This window comes from Streptomyces cinereospinus (genome assembly GCF_042430725.1).
Lineage (GTDB): Bacteria > Actinomycetota > Actinomycetes > Streptomycetales > Streptomycetaceae > Streptomyces > Streptomyces cinereospinus.
In genome coordinates this window covers 13,062-27,248 of the sequence record NZ_JBHMCY010000023.1, presented here as the reverse complement: position 1 = coordinate 27,248, position 14,187 = coordinate 13,062, and the positions used below count along the sequence as shown (strand labels likewise).

At 74.8% G+C, this 14,187-nt stretch carries 12 protein-coding genes; 6 read left to right on the top strand and 6 right to left on the bottom strand.

Features of this window, described 5'->3' with window-relative positions; genetic code table 11:
* The first annotated feature begins 125 nt into the window (after positions 1-125).
* Both ACFF45_RS14460 and ACFF45_RS14455 read left to right on the top strand, forming a co-directional pair.
* Positions 126-1,292, top strand: a complete 1,167-nt coding sequence (locus ACFF45_RS14460; protein WP_381346413.1) for an MFS transporter — start codon at positions 126-128, stop codon at positions 1,290-1,292.
* Positions 1,293-1,358: 66 nt separating this feature from the next.
* The gene (locus ACFF45_RS14455; protein ID WP_381346313.1) at positions 1,359-2,099 is read left to right on the top strand and encodes a maleylpyruvate isomerase family mycothiol-dependent enzyme; all 741 of its coding nucleotides are present in this window, start codon (positions 1,359-1,361) and stop codon (positions 2,097-2,099) included.
* 41 nt (positions 2,100-2,140) lie between these two features.
* On the opposite strand, the gene ACFF45_RS14450 is transcribed toward ACFF45_RS14455, so the two are convergent.
* Entirely contained in the window at positions 2,141-2,524 is a 384-nt protein-coding gene (locus tag ACFF45_RS14450; protein WP_381346311.1) for a MarR family winged helix-turn-helix transcriptional regulator, read from the bottom strand.
* Between the two features lie 85 nt (positions 2,525-2,609).
* On the opposite strand from ACFF45_RS14450, the gene ACFF45_RS14445 reads away from it, so the two are divergent.
* Both ACFF45_RS14445 and ACFF45_RS14440 read left to right on the top strand, forming a co-directional pair.
* Positions 2,610-4,109, top strand: a complete 1,500-nt coding sequence (locus ACFF45_RS14445; protein ID WP_381346310.1) for an MFS transporter — start codon at positions 2,610-2,612, stop codon at positions 4,107-4,109.
* A 389-nt stretch (positions 4,110-4,498) separates the two neighbouring features.
* Positions 4,499-4,783, top strand: a complete 285-nt coding sequence (locus ACFF45_RS14440) for a DUF6332 family protein (protein ID WP_381346308.1) — start codon at positions 4,499-4,501, stop codon at positions 4,781-4,783.
* A gap of 239 nt (positions 4,784-5,022) precedes the next feature.
* Here ACFF45_RS14440 and ACFF45_RS14435 read toward each other — a convergent pair whose 3' ends face one another.
* Entirely contained in the window at positions 5,023-6,297 is a 1,275-nt protein-coding gene (locus ACFF45_RS14435) for a geranylgeranyl reductase family protein (protein ID WP_381346307.1), read from the bottom strand.
* A 282-nt stretch (positions 6,298-6,579) separates the two neighbouring features.
* Between ACFF45_RS14435 and ACFF45_RS14430 the strand changes: the two genes are divergently transcribed.
* The gene (locus tag ACFF45_RS14430) at positions 6,580-7,935 is read left to right on the top strand and encodes a dipeptidase (protein WP_381346305.1); all 1,356 of its coding nucleotides are present in this window, start codon (positions 6,580-6,582) and stop codon (positions 7,933-7,935) included.
* 140 nt (positions 7,936-8,075) lie between these two features.
* Here the strand turns inward: ACFF45_RS14430 and ACFF45_RS14425 are convergent, their stop codons facing one another.
* From ACFF45_RS14425 to ACFF45_RS14415, 3 genes are all read right to left on the bottom strand, one after another.
* Positions 8,076-9,122, bottom strand: a complete 1,047-nt coding sequence (locus tag ACFF45_RS14425) for an NUDIX hydrolase (RefSeq protein ID WP_381346304.1) — start codon at positions 9,120-9,122, stop codon at positions 8,076-8,078.
* Positions 9,123-9,263: 141 nt separating this feature from the next.
* Positions 9,264-9,494 (bottom strand): hypothetical protein, encoded by a 231-nt coding sequence (locus tag ACFF45_RS14420; RefSeq protein ID WP_381346302.1) that lies wholly within the window; start codon positions 9,492-9,494, stop codon positions 9,264-9,266.
* A gap of 152 nt (positions 9,495-9,646) precedes the next feature.
* Positions 9,647-10,600 (bottom strand): ROK family protein, encoded by a 954-nt coding sequence (locus ACFF45_RS14415; protein WP_381346299.1) that lies wholly within the window; start codon positions 10,598-10,600, stop codon positions 9,647-9,649.
* Positions 10,601-10,766: 166 nt separating this feature from the next.
* Between ACFF45_RS14415 and ACFF45_RS14410 the strand changes: the two genes are divergently transcribed.
* Positions 10,767-11,831 (top strand): LacI family DNA-binding transcriptional regulator, encoded by a 1,065-nt coding sequence (locus tag ACFF45_RS14410; protein WP_381346298.1) that lies wholly within the window; start codon positions 10,767-10,769, stop codon positions 11,829-11,831.
* Between the two features lie 991 nt (positions 11,832-12,822).
* Here ACFF45_RS14410 and ACFF45_RS14405 read toward each other — a convergent pair.
* A complete protein-coding gene (locus ACFF45_RS14405; RefSeq protein ID WP_381346296.1) occupies positions 12,823-14,118 on the bottom strand; it encodes a DUF6986 family protein in 1,296 nt (431 codons plus the stop codon).
* Positions 14,119-14,187: the final 69 nt, after the last annotated feature.

The following is a 14,187-nucleotide window of genomic DNA, read 5'->3' as shown; positions in this document are numbered from 1 at the left end:
GCGGCAGCCCATCCGGCCGTCCACGACCCGGGCCGGCCCCCGGAGCGACCCCTTGCCCCGTCCCACGGCATCGACCTAACCTCCCTTTTGTGCCGCAGATAAACAAAGCCCGTTCGCACAACGCCGTGCCGGGCAACGACAACCTCACCCGTCTCCGGGCCGTCCTGACCACTTTCTTCGCCCTCGACGGCTTCATCTTCGCGGGCTGGGTCGTCCGCATCCCCGCGATCAAGGAACAGACCGGCGCCTCCGCCGGCACCCTCGGGCTCGCGCTGCTCTGCGTCTCCGCCGGCGCGGTCGTCACGATGACCGTCACCGGTCGCCTGTGCCGCCGCTTCGGCAGCCACCCGGTGACCGTGGTCTGCGCGGTCCTGCTCTCCCTCAGCGTCGCGCTGCCGCCCCTCACCCACTCCGCACCGGCCCTCGGCGCCGTCCTGCTGTTCTTCGGCGCGGCCTACGGCGGCATCAACGTCGCCTTCAACAGCGCCGCCGTCGACCTCGTCACCGCCCTGCGGCGCCCGGTGATGCCCAGCTTCCACGCCGCCTTCAGCCTCGGCGGGATGGCCGGAGCGGGGCTCGGCGCGCTGGTCGCGGGATCCCTCTCGCCCACCTGGCACCTGCTCGGGCTGACCGTCGTCGGCCTGCTGGTCACCGCCGCGGCCGGGCCGACGCTGCTGCGCCACGAGCCGCCGGTCCCGCCGGAGCGGATCCCGCAGGCCGCCGGGGCGCAGCGCGGCACCGGTCCCCGGACCCGGGGCCTGGTGGCCGTCTTCGGCCTGATCGCCCTGTGCACGGCCTACGGCGAAGGCGCCCTGGCCGACTGGGGCGCCCTGCACCTGGAGCAGGACCTGCACGCCTCGCCGGGCGTGGCGGCCGTGGGCTACACCTGCTTCGCCCTCGCCATGACCGTCGGCCGGCTGACCGGGACCGCGCTGCTCGAACGCCTCGGCCGCACCCGTACCGTGGTCGCCGGCGGCGCGACCGCGGCGGCCGGCATGCTGGTCGGCTCACTGGCGGACGCCGTGTGGGCCGTGCTCGTCGGGTTCGCGGTCGCCGGCCTCGGTCTCGCCAACCTCTTCCCGGTGGCCGTCGAACGCGCGGGCGCGCTCGCCGGTCCCGGCGGCGTCGCCACCGCCTCGACGCTCGGGTACGGCGGGATGCTGCTCGGGCCGCCCGCCATCGGGTTCATGGCCGAGTGGTTCTCGCTGCCGGCCGCGCTGACGAGCGTGGCGGCGCTGGCGGGCCTCGCGGCGGTGATCGGGTTCGCCACCCGCAAGGCGGCCGGGGACTGACCAGCGGCGTCCGAGGGCCGGAATCCCCTTTCCTTCGACCGCCCCGCATGCGGCAGACTCTGCCGCATGCAGACCGCCGACTTCCTCGACACCCTCGACCGCGAGGGCCGGTTGCTCGCCGCGGCCGCCGCCGAGGCCGGGACCGGCGCCGAGGTGCCGACCTGCCCGGACTGGCAGGTCGGGGACCTGCTGCGGCACACCGGCATGGTGCACCGCTGGGCGGCCGCCTTCGTCGCCCAGGCGCTGACCTCGTTCCGGCCCGGCGAGGAACTGCCCGGCCTGGACGGCGACGACCTGCTGGCCTGGTACCGGGAGAGCCACCGCGGGCTGGTCGACACCCTCGCCGCCGCCCCGCCCGACGTGCGGTGCTGGCAGGTGCTGCCCGCCCCGTCCCCGCTCGCCGGCTGGGCGCGGCGCCAGGCGCACGAGACGACCGTGCACCGCGTCGACGCGGAGTCCGCGCGCGGCGGCGCGCACGCGGAGATCGCCCGCGATTTCGCGGTGGACGGCATCGACGAGCTGCTGCGCGGTTTCCACGCCCGCCGCAAGAGCGCCGTGCGCACCGAGGAGCCCCGGGTGCTGCGGGTGCGGGCGACCGACACCGGCGACGCGGTGTGGACCGTACGGCTGTCCGCGGAACCGCCGGTGACCGAGCCGGGCGACGCCGGTGCCGCCGACTGCGAACTTGGCGGGCCGGCCGTACCGCTGTACCTCGCGCTGTGGAACCGGGGGCCGTTCCCCGAGGTCCAGGGGGATGCCGCGCTGGCGGAGCTGTGGCGGGAGAGGTCCGGGATCGTCTGGGGCTGACGCCCGCCCCCGCGGCGCGGGTCAGTCCGCCAGCGTCCGGGTCAGTCCGTCAGCATCCGGGACAGCACCGCCCGCTGCACGGGCAGTGCCTCGCCGTGCAGGGCGCGGCCCTTCGCGGTGAGCGCCACGCGGACGCCGCGCCGGTCCTCGGGGCACATGGCGCGCTCCACCAGACCGTCCTTCTCCAGCCGGGCGACCAGCCGGGACAGCGCGCTCTGGCTGAGGTGGACCCGCTCGGAGATCTCCTGCACGCGCAGGGCACAGTCCCCGGTGCCGACGGCGAGCACGTCGAGCACCTCGAAGTCGCTGGCGCACAGGTGGTGTTGGTGCAGTGCGCGGTCTATCTCGCACTGCGTGCGCGCGTGCAGGGCCAGGATGTCGCGCCATTGCTCGACCAGTGCCTGCTCGGCCTTCTTCGCCGCCATGACCGCACCGTAGCAGAGAAGGGAATTTATTGCAGCGTCATCAAATGCACTTGCAATCAATGCATACGCATGTACTGTCGGCGGCATGACCTCTCCGCTCACCACCCCGGCGTCCGAGGGACGCTGGACCCCACGCCTCTGGGGCACCCTGCTGGTGCTGTGCGCAGCGATGTTCCTCGACGCGCTGGACGTGTCGATGGTCGGCGTCGCTCTGCCGTCCATCGGTGCCGACCTCGGCCTGTCCACCTCGGCCCTGCAGTGGGTCGTCAGCGGCTACATCCTCGGCTACGGCGGCCTGCTGCTGCTCGGCGGACGGACCGCCGACCTGCTCGGCCGGCGCCAGGTGTTCCTGGTGGCCCTGGGGGTGTTCGCCCTCGCCTCGCTGCTCGGCGGCCTCGTCGACTCCGGCCCGCTGCTGATCGCCAGCCGGTTCGTCAAGGGCCTGAGCGCGGCCTTCACCGCCCCCGCCGGCCTGTCGATCATCACGACGACGTTCCCCGAGGGCCCGCTGCGCAACCGCGCCCTGTCCCTCTACACCACCTGCGCCGCGACCGGCTTCTCGATGGGCCTGGTCCTCTCCGGCCTGCTCACCGCGGCCAGTTGGCGTCTGACCATGCTGCTGCCCGCGCCGATCGCCCTCATGGCCCTGGTCGCGGGCCTGAGGCTGCTGCCGCGCGGCACCCGCGAACGCGACCACGACGGCTACGACGTCCCCGGCGCCGTCGTCGGCACCGCCTCGATGCTGCTGCTGGTCCTCACCGTCGTGCAGGCCCCGGAGGCCGGCTGGACCTCCGCCCGCACCCTGCTGTCGTTCCTCGCGGTCGCCGTCCTGCTGACGGTGTTCGTCGCGATCGAGCGGCGCTCGCCCGGACCGCTGGTCCGGCTCGGCGTGCTGCGCTCCGGCACCCAGGTCCGGGCCCAGCTCGGCGCCATGACCTTCTTCGGCTCCTACGTCGGTTTCCAGTTCCTGGTCACCCTGTACATGCAGTCCCTGCTCGGCTGGTCCGCGCTGCACACGGCGCTCGCCTTCCTGCCGGCGGGCGCGCTGGTGGCGCTGTCCTCCACGAGCGTGGGCTCGTTCGTGGACCGGTTCGGCACCCAGCGCCTCCTCGCGGTCGGCTTCGCGCTCATGGTCGTCGGCTACGCGCTCTTCCTCGGCGTCGACCTCGACCCGGTCTACGCGGTCGCCGTGCTGCCCAGCATGCTGCTGATCGGCGCGGCCTGCGCGCTGGTCTTCCCCTCGCTCAACATCCAGGCCACCAACGGCGTCGAGGACCACGAGCAGGGCATGGTCTCCGGTCTGCTCAACACGTCCGTGCAGGTCGGCGGCGCGATATTCCTCGCCGTGGTGACGGCGGTGGTGACGGCGGGCGCCCCGGCGGACCCCACCCCGCAGGCCGTCCTGGACAGCTACCGGCCGGGTCTGATCGTGGTCACGGGCATCGCCGTCGCCGGTCTGCTGATCGCCCTGTCGGGGCTGCGGACGCAGCGTGCGGGGCGGACGGTCGTGGTCGCCCGGTCCGCGGTGCGGGAGACGGCGGCGGGGACGGAGGCGGCAGCGGAACAGGTGCCGGTCCGCGACTAGCGGGCGAGGCCGGTCCGCGGCCGGTGAGCGGGTGCCGCTCCGCGACCAGCCGACGGGTAGCGGTTCCCCGACCGCAGGGGTACCGCTCCGCGACCAGCGGACGGGTGCCGGCCCGCGACCAGCCGCCCGCTACCGGCCCACGGCCGGTGGGCGGGTGCCGGCCCGCGACCAGCAGACGGGTAGCGGTTCCCCGACCGCAGGGGTACCGCTCCGCGACCAGCGGACGGGTGCCGGCCCGCGACCAGCCGGCCGCTACCGGCCCACGGCCGGTGGGCGGGTGCCGGCCCGCGACCAGCAGACGGGTGCCGGCCCGCGACCGGAGGACGTCTCCGAGATGCGCCCGGCGGGGCCTGCTTGCTCCGCCGGGCGCACGCCTGTCTGATGCGGCCATGGAGACTCACGGGGGACGGCGTACACAGGCCGAACGGGACGCGATCACCGTCGAGATCGGGTACGCGCTGTGCAGCGCCGCGTTCGCCGCGGCGGTGGTGCTCGGGGCGGTCGCCGGTCCGGCGTGGCTCTTCGACCTGCCGCGTGTGGTGGAGAGGTCGCTGATGCACGCGGGGCTGGTCCTCGGGCCGGTGCTGTTCGTCGTCCGGGCGGTCGCCGTGCTGGTCCGGTTCCGGCACGCGACTCGGCCGAGCCGAGCCGGCCGTACCGGCCCCGACGCGTAGCCGGCCGGCACCTCCGGCTGCGGCTCGGTGAGTACGGCGAGCGCCCCGGCGGCCGTCGGCCCCCGGAACGGGCCGCCGCGGAACTCCGCGGTCCACCGCCGTGTCCGGCGGGGCGGGACCGGCGCGCCGCCCGGGACGCCGGAGAGCCGCGGCGCGCGGTCGACCGGCGCACGGCCCGCACCGCGCTCGCACCGCACCGCACCGCACCGCACCGCACCGCACCGCACCGAGGGAGCGGCTCAGGAGCCGCCCTCCCCGCCCTCCTCGGTCGCCGCCGTCGCCGTCGCCGTCGCCGTCCCGCCCGTCGTCCGGCGATCCAGCGCGGTCAGCGCACGCTGGGCCATCGGATGCGTGCGGACGATCTCGCCCAGCGAGGTGGCGCCCCGGGTGATGTCCACGAACGCCCTCCATGCCGGCCGGAACCCGGTCAGCGCCGCGTGGAAGAGCCCGGGCCGCCGCTGGAACACCGTCAGCAGCCGCCGGCCCACCGCCATCTCCACACCCAGCCCGGCCTTGATCGCGAAGGCGTAGTTCAGGGCCTGCCGGCGGGCGTCCACCGCGTCGTGCGCCTCCGCGATCCGTACCGCCCACTCCCCCGCGAGCCGCCCCGACCGCAGGGCGAACGAGATGCCCTCGCGGGTCCACGGCTCCAGCAGCCCCGCCGCGTCCCCGCACACCAGCACCCGCCCGCGCGACAGCGGCGAGTCGTCGGCGCGGCAGCGGGTCAGGTGCCCGGAGGAGACGCTCGGCTCGAAGCCGGCGAGCCCCAGCCGCCCGACGAAGTCCTCCAGGTACCGCTTGGTCGCGGCCCCCTCCCCGCGCGCGGAGATCACACCGACCGTCAGGGTGTCGCCCTTGGGGAAGACCCATCCGTAGCTGCCGGGGAGCGGCCCCCAGTCGATGAGGACCCGCCCCTTCCAGTCCTCGGCGACCGTGTCCGGCACCGGGACTTCCAGCTCCAGGCCCAGATCGACCTGGTCGAGCTTGACGCCGACGTGGGCGCCTATCCGGCTGGCGCTGCCGTCCGCGCCGACCACGGCCCGCGCCAGCACCGTCTCCCCGCCCTGCAGCACGACGGCGACCGTACGCCGGTCCGGAACCGCCGAGCCGTGCTGCTCGACCCGCGACACCGTGACGCCGGTGCGCAGCTCGGCGCCCGCCTTCTGGGCGTGCTCGACGAGCTGCTGGTCGAACTCGGGCCGGTTGATCAGCCCGAAGAGCATCTGCCGGGAGCGCCGGGTGCGGCTGAAGCGGCCGTTGTGGGAGAAGGTGACCGCGTGCACCCGGTCCCGCAGCGGCAGTTCGAAGCCGGGCGGCAGGGCGTCACGCGAGGGGCCGATGACACCGCCGCCGCACGTCTTGTAACGGGGCAGTCCGGCCTTCTCCAGCAGCAGCACGCGCCGCCCCGCGACCGCCGCCGCGTAGGCCGCCGAGGCCCCCGCGGGTCCCGCGCCCACCACGACGACGTCCCACACCCGCTGCCCGTCGTCCGCCGAAGAGTTCTCGCTGCTCACGATGGTCTACTGCTCCCGATCCGCCGCCTGCCGATCTGTCCCCCCGCATCCTACGGCGGTGATCGCCGCGTGCCGCTGTGGGAGGATCGGCACCATAGGCGCCCCGCGTTCCGGGGCGCGCCTTTCCGTGCGCGGTCACAGGCGCCCACGAGCAGCACCCGTCCGTGCACGAAGATGCACAGAAACAACGGACGCAGCAGAGAAGCAGCACCTACCTGCCACAACTGCCGACCGCGTGACCCGTACGAGAGAGACAACGTCGCGCACACGAGGAGCGTGCCCATGTCGTCGAATCCGGTCGCCGAGACCGTCGCTTCGCTGATGCCCCGGGCGAAGGCGGAACTCAGCGAACTGGTGGCCTTCCGGTCGGTGGCGGACTTCGACCAGTTCCCGCGCAGCGAGAGCGAGGGCGCCGCGCGCTGGGTCGCGGACGCCCTGCGCGCCGAGGGCTGCCAGGACGTGGCCGTGCTCGACACCCCGGACGGCACGCAGTCGGTGTACGGCTGCCTGCCCGGACCGGCGGGCGCGAAGACCGTCCTGCTGTACGCCCACTACGACGTGCAGCCGCCGCTGGACGAGGCCCGCTGGATCTCCCCGCCCTTCGAGCTGACCGAGCGCGACGGCCGCTGGTACGGCCGCGGTGCCGCCGACTGCAAGGGCGGCCTGATCATGCACCTGCTGGCGTTGCGCGCGCTCAGGGCCGACGGCGGCGTGCCCGTGCGCGTCAAGGTGATCGTCGAGGGCTCGGAGGAGATGGGCACGGGCGGCCTGGAGCGGTACGCCGAGCAGCACCCGGGGCTGCTGGAGGCCGACGCGATCGTGATCGGCGACTCGGGCAACTTCCGCGTCGGGCTGCCGACGGTGACCTCCAGCCTGCGGGGCATGACGCTGGTCCGCGTCCAGGTCGACACCCTGGAGGGCAATGTGCACTCCGGCCAGTTCGGCGGCGCCGCGCCGGACGCGCTGGGCGCGTTGATCCGCGTACTGGACTCGCTGCGCGCGGAGGACGGCTCGACGGCGGTCGACGGGCTGATCGCCGATGCCCGCTGGGAGGGACTCCCGTACGACGAGGAGCACTTCCGCGAGGACACCAAGGTACTGGACGGGGTCGGGCTGATCGGCTCCGGCACGGTCGCCGACCGGATCTGGGCGCGTCCGGCCGTGACGGTCCTCGGCATCGACTGCCCGCCGGTCGTCGGTGCCACCCCGTCGGTGCAGGCGAGCGCCCGCGCGCTGATCAGCCTGCGGGTGCCGCCGGGCATGGACGCGACCGAGGCGGACAAGCTGCTCCAGGCGCACATCGAGGCGCACACGCCGTGGGGTGCGCGGGTGAGCGTCGAGCAGATCGGGCAGGGCCAGCCGTTCCGCGCGGACACGTCGAGCCCGGCGTACCAGGCGATGGCCGACGCGATGGCGGTGGCGTACCCGGGTCAGCGCATGCAGTACGCCGGCCAGGGCGGCTCGATCCCGCTGTGCAACACCCTCGCCGCCCTCTACCCGCGCGCGGAGATCCTGCTGATCGGCCTGAGCGAGCCGGAGGCGCAGATCCACGCCGTGAACGAGAGCGTCTCCCCGGAGGACCTGGAGCGCCTCTCGGTGACCGAGGCCCTCTTCCTGCGCAACTACGCCACGAACTGACCGCCCAGCGCCAGCCGCCCGGCGAACCACCTGCCCCGCCGGGCGGGACGAGAGAACGCCCACCTCCCCCCGACGGGGACCGGCCGGGACCGACCGAGGGACGCCCCTCAGCAGACCGGAACCGGTCGATGAGCCTCCCCTCAGCCCACCGGGATCCCCGCCTCCAGATACAGCGCCGCCCCCCGTTCCCGCGCCCGCAGGGCCCAGCGCAGTCGCTCGTAGCGGACCGGTGGCAGCAGGGCGGACGCCTCCTGTTCGGTGACGAAGCGCCAGCCGCGCAGTTCGGGGCCGGGCAGCAGCAGGTCCCGGGCCTGCGCGCTGTCGAGGCTGCCGCCGTCGAAGAGGAGGCGCAGTCCGCCGTACCCGGGAGGCGCGGGCGGCTCCCAGTCGACGACGAGCAGGCTCGGTACGTCGTCCAGGTGGATGCCGGTCTCCTCGGCGACCTCGCGGATGCCGGCGCGGGCGGGCGCCTCGCCGGGTTCGACGACGCCGCCGGGGAACTCCCAGCCGGCCTTGTAGGTCGGGTCGACCAGCAGCACACGGTCCTGCTCGTCGAAGAGGAGGACACCGGCGGCGAGCGTCTCGGCGGTGGGCTCGGGCGTCTGCACGATGTCGCAGACCGGCACCGCACCGGAACCCACGGCCTCGGCGATCCGGGCGGCGGTCTGGTACGGGGTGAGGGAGCCGTTGTCGACGAGGTGGGCGTCGGCGGCCAGCCAGGAGGCGAGGGCGGCCTTGTACGGCTCGATGTGATCGTAGGACCACTGCCGTACCTGTGCGGCGCCGTCCGGTGCGTCCTCGTCCGGTACCGTCCCGCGGTCGGCTATCCGCTTGCGCAAAATCGTTTCGGCCGGGGCGAGCAGGACATGCCGGACACTGATCCGGCGGGCGGCGAGGCCGCCGAAGATCTCGTCGCGGTACTCCTGGCGCAGCAGGGTCATGGGCACGACCAGCGTGCCGCCGAGTTCGGCGAGCAGGGCGGCGGCCGTGTCGATGACGAGGCGTCGCCAGGCCGGCAGATCCTGGAAGTCGCCGACCTCGGCGAGGCGCTTGGCCGGCAGCAGGTGCGTGAGCGTGCCACCGATGACCTCGGGGTCGAAAAGCGTGCTGTTCGGGATCAGATCGATCAGTTCCCGTGCGGTGGTGGTCTTCCCCGCACCGAACGCGCCGTTGACCCAGACGATCACGTTTCCCCCTCTTCTGTTGGCCCCCTGTGCCTTGCCCGCTCCACCCTGCCACGGAAACCAGCCCCCGTTGAGGGTGCACAAGCGGAAGCGCCGGCCCCCCTTGCCCGGGTCCGGCGCTTCGCGGTGTCGCGGTCCGCCGCCTCAGCGGTCCCGGTGGCCGTGCCCGGCGCCGCCCCGGCCGCTCCGGTCGCCGCCCGGGGCGTCGTCGTCCAGTCGGAGGCTCTCGTCGGCGATGGTCTTGTCGAGCTTCTTGAGGGCGTCACCGGCGTTGAGGCCGCTCAGCCCCTCGCCCAGGGCGTGGGAGGGGGTGACCGCCGCGACGACGAAACCGGTGGCGAGGGAGGCGATGGCGAGCATGCTGCGCTTCTTCATGCCCCGATCAACTGACGGACCCGGCCCGGGGTCACGCGGCGATCCCGGTCCCCGGGTCCCGGCCACCGCTCCCGGCCCCCGGCCCCCGGCCCCCGGCCCCCGGCATGGACGTTCCCGCCGTCCCGCGCCCCACGTCCGCCGCGGCCCGCGGCTCACACACCCGCCGCGGCGGCGTCGGCTCTCCTGCCCAGGACCGCCGCGGCGGCCCCGACCAGTCCGGCGTCGGTGCCCATCCGGGCGGGCACCACGGTCAGGCGCTGGACGAACGACAGGGTGGCGTAGTCGGCGAGGGACTTGCGCAACGGCGTGAAGAGCACGTCGCCCGCCTTGCCCACGCCCCCGCCGATCACCGCGATGTCGATCTCGACCAGCGTCGCGGTGGCCGCGATGCCCGCGGCCAGGGCCTGTGCGGCGCGTTCGAAGGAGGCCACGGCGACCGGGTCGCCCGCCCGCGCGGCGGCGGCCACGGCGGCGGCGGAGGTGTCGCCGTCGGGGCCCGGGCGCCAGCCGGCCTCCAGGGCGCGGCGGGCGATGTGGGGACCGCTGGCGATGCGTTCCACGCAGCCGCGCGCGCCGCACGGGCAGGGGTCGCCGTCGAGGTCCACGCTGATGTGCCCGATGTGTCCGGCGTTGCCGGTGGGGCCGGCGTGGAGGCGGCCGTCGAGGACCAGGCCGCCGCCGACGCCGGTGGAGACGACCATGCACAGCGCGTTGTCGTGGCCGCGCGCCGCGCCCTGCCAGTGCTCGGCGGCGGTGATGGCGACGCCGTCGCCGATCAGCTCGACCGGCAGTCCACCGGTCACCGCCCGGACCCGGGCCACCAGCGGGTAGTCGCGCCAGCCGGGCACGTTCACCGGGCTGACCGTGCCCGTGGAGGCGTCCACCGGGCCCGCGCTGCCGATGCCCACCGCGTCGGCGCGGCTCCACAGCGGGGAGGCGATGAGCTCGCCGATCACCTCCTCGACGGCCCGCATCACGGTGTCGCCGTCCTGCCGGGCGGGCGTGGGGCGCTGTGCGCGCACCAGGATCCGGCCGCCGCGGTCCACCAGCGCCCCTGCGATCTTGGTGCCGCCGATGTCGAGCGCGGCCACGAGGTCGGTGTGCATCAGTGTGGGATCCCCCGTCACCTTGGAGAACGGACTGGCCGACCGAGCGGTGGGGCACGGGCCGGGAAGTGCGCTGGACAGTCTCTCCCGTCTCTGACAACGTTGTCCAGGCTCTATGCTCGACGCCACATCCTCATACAAACCACGGACCTGCGCATCCCCTCCCGTGGACCACAGGACAGGACCCCTCATCGTGCTCGAGCCCTCCCGCCTCGCCGGAACCCGCTACGGAAACCGGCCCACCATGAAGGATGTCGCGGCCCGCGCCGGAGTCGGACTGAAGACGGTCTCCCGGGTGGTGAACGGGGAGCCGGGGGTGACCCCGGAGACCGAGCGCCGCGTCCAGGACGCCATCGAGGCGCTGGGCTTCCGCCGCAACGACAGCGCGCGGGTGCTGCGCAAGGGCCGGACGGCGAGCATCGGGCTGGTCCTGGAGGATCTCGCCGACCCCTTCTACGGCCCGCTGAGCCGCGCCGTGGAGGAGGTGGCCCGCGCGCACGGCGCCCTGCTCATCAATGGCTCCAGCGCAGAGGACCCGGAGCGCGAGCAGGAGCTGGTGCTGGCGTTGTGCGCGCGGCGGGTGGACGGGCTGGTCATCATCCCGGCGGGTGACGACCACCGCTATCTGGAGCCCGAGCTGAGGGCGGGCGTCGCCACGGTGTTCGTGGACCGTCCGGCCGGGAGGATCGACGCCGACGTCGTCCTGTCGGACAACCACGGCGGCGCCCGGGACGGCGTCGCCCACCTGATCGCCCACGGGCACCGGCGGATCGGCTTCATCGGCGACATGCCGCGCATCCACACCGCCGCCGAGCGGCTGCGCGGCTACCGGGCGGCCATGGAGGACGCCGGCATACCGGTGGCGGAGGCCTGGATGTCGCTGGGGGCCACCGATCCGCTGCGGGTGCGGCGGGCGGCCGAGGAGATGCTGTCCGGCCCGTCGCCCGTCACGGCGATCTTCGCGGGCAACAACCGGGTGACGGTCACCGTGATCCGGGTCCTGGCCGAGCAGCGGCGTCAGGTCGCGTTCGTCGGGTTCGACGACATCGAGCTGGCCGACCTGCTCCAGCCGGGGGTCACGGTCGTCGCGCAGGACGCGGCGGCGCTGGGCCGCACCGCCGTCGAGCGGCTGTTCCGCCAGCTGGACGGCTCGCTGATCGCCCCGGAGAAGATCGAACTGCCGACCCGCCTGATCACCCGCGGCTCCGGCGAACTGCCACCGGCGGACTGAACGGCCCGCCCGCCCGCGCACGGCGCTGGACCCGCCGCCCGCCCGGGACCCGGGCCCGCGCGCGCCCGCGCACGGCACCCCGGGACCGCCACCCCGTCGGGACTCCCCGCGCACGCCCGCTCACGGCCATCAGTGCCGCCGCCCGCCGAGGACACAGGCGCGCACGCCTGCGGACGGCTACGGCTGGGAGGCCGCAGCCCGCCACGGCCCCATGCAGGCCCGCCCGACGCGCCCCGGGCTTCGCCGCCGGCCGAGGACACGGGCGCCCCTGCGGACGGGATCCGAGACCACCACCGCGACGGCCCGCACCCGCCCGCCCGCGGCGCTCTCGGCCCGCCACCCGGCTGAACCCCTGCACGGCCACGCACGACGCTCCGGCCCAGCCACCCACCACAGGCACACGCCCGCCCAAGACGCCCCCGAAGCCCCCACCCACCGAGCCGACCGCGCACGCCCGCCCACGACGCTCCCGGCCACCCGGCCGGACCCCGCGCACAGCCGCGACCCCGCCACCCACCACAGGCACACGCCCGCCCAAGACGCTTCCCCCGGGGCGCCCTGCACGCCCGCCCAGGGCGCCCCGGGCTGCGCCGCCCGCCAAGAAGCGCGAGCACACGCCCGCCCAAGGCGCCCCCGCACAGGCCCGCCTACGGCACTTCCCGGCCCCCGGGGCCCCCGGCTTCGCCGCCCGTCAAAGGCATGAGGGCACGCGCCCCGACAGCGCTCACGCCCCGCCCCCGGCCGGCTCCCGCACAGGCCCGCCTACGGCACTCCCGGCCCCCGGGGGCCCGGCCCCGCGTCCCCCGCGGACGCCCCTTCCTGTCCGCCGCCCGCCGGTGGCAGAGACTCCCCGGTGCCGTGCGCCTCGCGCCGCCGTGGCGCCCCGCGAGCGGTCGCCGGACCCGAGGTGCCGGGGTGTTCGGATCCGGCAGTCGCTCACCGCGGGCTCCAGTTGCCGCCCGCGCCGAGGCGGGCCCGGAGAGCCCGGGGCCTACTTCGCGGACGCCGTCAGGTCACCGCGTCGCGGGACGGCGAAGCCTTCCAGGTCGGTTCGGGTCAGGCCGGTCAGCCGCGCGACCTCGGCGATGTCGAGGGCGCCGCAGTCCAGGCCGCGCAGCAGGTATCCGCTGAGCGCCTTGGCGGTGGCGGGCTCGTCCATGACGTCGCCGCCGGCCCGGGCGGCGTAGCGGGCGAGGCGGTCGGCGGCCTGTTCGAAGCCCTCGCGGTAGAAGGCGAAGACGGCCGCGTACCGGGTGGGGATGTGGCCGGGGTGCATGTCCCAGCCCTGGTAGTAGGCGCGGGCCAGGGCGCGGCGGGTGAGGCCGTAGTGCAGGCGCCAGGCGTCGTGGACCTTGGCGGTGGGGCCGACGGGCAGCACGTTGGTGGAGCCGTCGGAGACGCGGACACCGGTGCCCGCGGCGGCGACCTGCATGATCGCCTTGGCGTGGTCGGCGGCGGGGTGGTCGCCGGCCTGGTGGGCGGCGGAGACGCCGAGGCAGGCGCTGTAGTCGAAGGTGCCGTAGTGCAGGCCGGTGGCGCGGCCCTCGGCGGCCTGGATCATCCGGGCGACGGTGGCGGTGCCGTCCGCGGCGAGGATGGACTGGCTGGTCTCGATCTGGATCTCGAAGCCGAGCCGGCCGGGCTCCAGCGCGTGCGCCCTCTCGAACGCCTCCAGCAGCCGGACCATCGCGGTGACCTGCTCCGGGTAGGTCACCTTGGGCAGGGTGAGGACCAGCCCGTCGGGCAGTCCGCCGGCCCGCGTCAGGCCGGTGAGGAAGATGTCGAGGGTGCGGATGCCGCGGTCGCGGACGGCCGCCTCCAGGCACTTCATGCGGATGCCCGTGTACGGCGCCGCGGTGCCCTGCGCGTACGCCTCGGCGATGAGCCGCGCGGCGCGGGCCGCGTCGCGGTCCTCGTCCCGGCCGGCGTAGCCGTCCTCGAAGTCGACACGCAGGTCCTCGACGGGCTCGCGCTCCAGCTTGGCCCGTACACGCGCGTACACGGGCTCGGCGAGGTCGTCGGCGAGGCCGAGCACGGCGGCGAAGGAGGCGGCGTCCGGCGCGTGCTCGTCCAGGGCGGCGAGCGCCTGGTCGCCCCAGGAGCGGACGGTGTCGGCGGCGAAGGCGTCACCGGGTACGTAGACGGTGTGGACGGGCTGACGGGTGCCGGGGTCCCCGGGGTAGCGGCGCTCCAGTTCGGCGTCGACCGGGGCGAGGGAGGCGCTGATCTCCTCGCTGACCGTGCCCGCGAGGCTCGTCGCGACCTGGTCCTGCTGGGCCTGACTCATCCCACACCCTCCTATTTTCCGAATTGCGGAATTGTTAGTCCGTATCACGAAGTTGTTCGGCGGCCCTCC

Bases quoted from the DNA above. Each gene is read 5' to 3' on its own strand.
- ACFF45_RS14455 (WP_381346313.1), top strand. From the start codon at position 1,359: ATGCAGACCGCCGACTTCCTCGACACCCTCGACCGCGAGGGCCGGTTG.
- ACFF45_RS14450 (WP_381346311.1), bottom strand. From the start codon at position 2,524: ATGGCGGCGAAGAAGGCCGAGCAGGCACTGGTCGAGCAATGGCGCGAC.
- ACFF45_RS14445 (WP_381346310.1), top strand. From the start codon at position 2,610: ATGACCTCTCCGCTCACCACCCCGGCGTCCGAGGGACGCTGGACCCCA.
- ACFF45_RS14440 (WP_381346308.1), top strand. From the start codon at position 4,499: ATGGAGACTCACGGGGGACGGCGTACACAGGCCGAACGGGACGCGATC.
- ACFF45_RS14430 (WP_381346305.1), top strand. From the start codon at position 6,580: ATGTCGTCGAATCCGGTCGCCGAGACCGTCGCTTCGCTGATGCCCCGG.
- ACFF45_RS14420 (WP_381346302.1), bottom strand. From the start codon at position 9,494: ATGAAGAAGCGCAGCATGCTCGCCATCGCCTCCCTCGCCACCGGTTTC.
- ACFF45_RS14415 (WP_381346299.1), bottom strand. From the start codon at position 10,600: ATGCACACCGACCTCGTGGCCGCGCTCGACATCGGCGGCACCAAGATC.
- ACFF45_RS14405 (WP_381346296.1), bottom strand. From the start codon at position 14,118: ATGAGTCAGGCCCAGCAGGACCAGGTCGCGACGAGCCTCGCGGGCACG.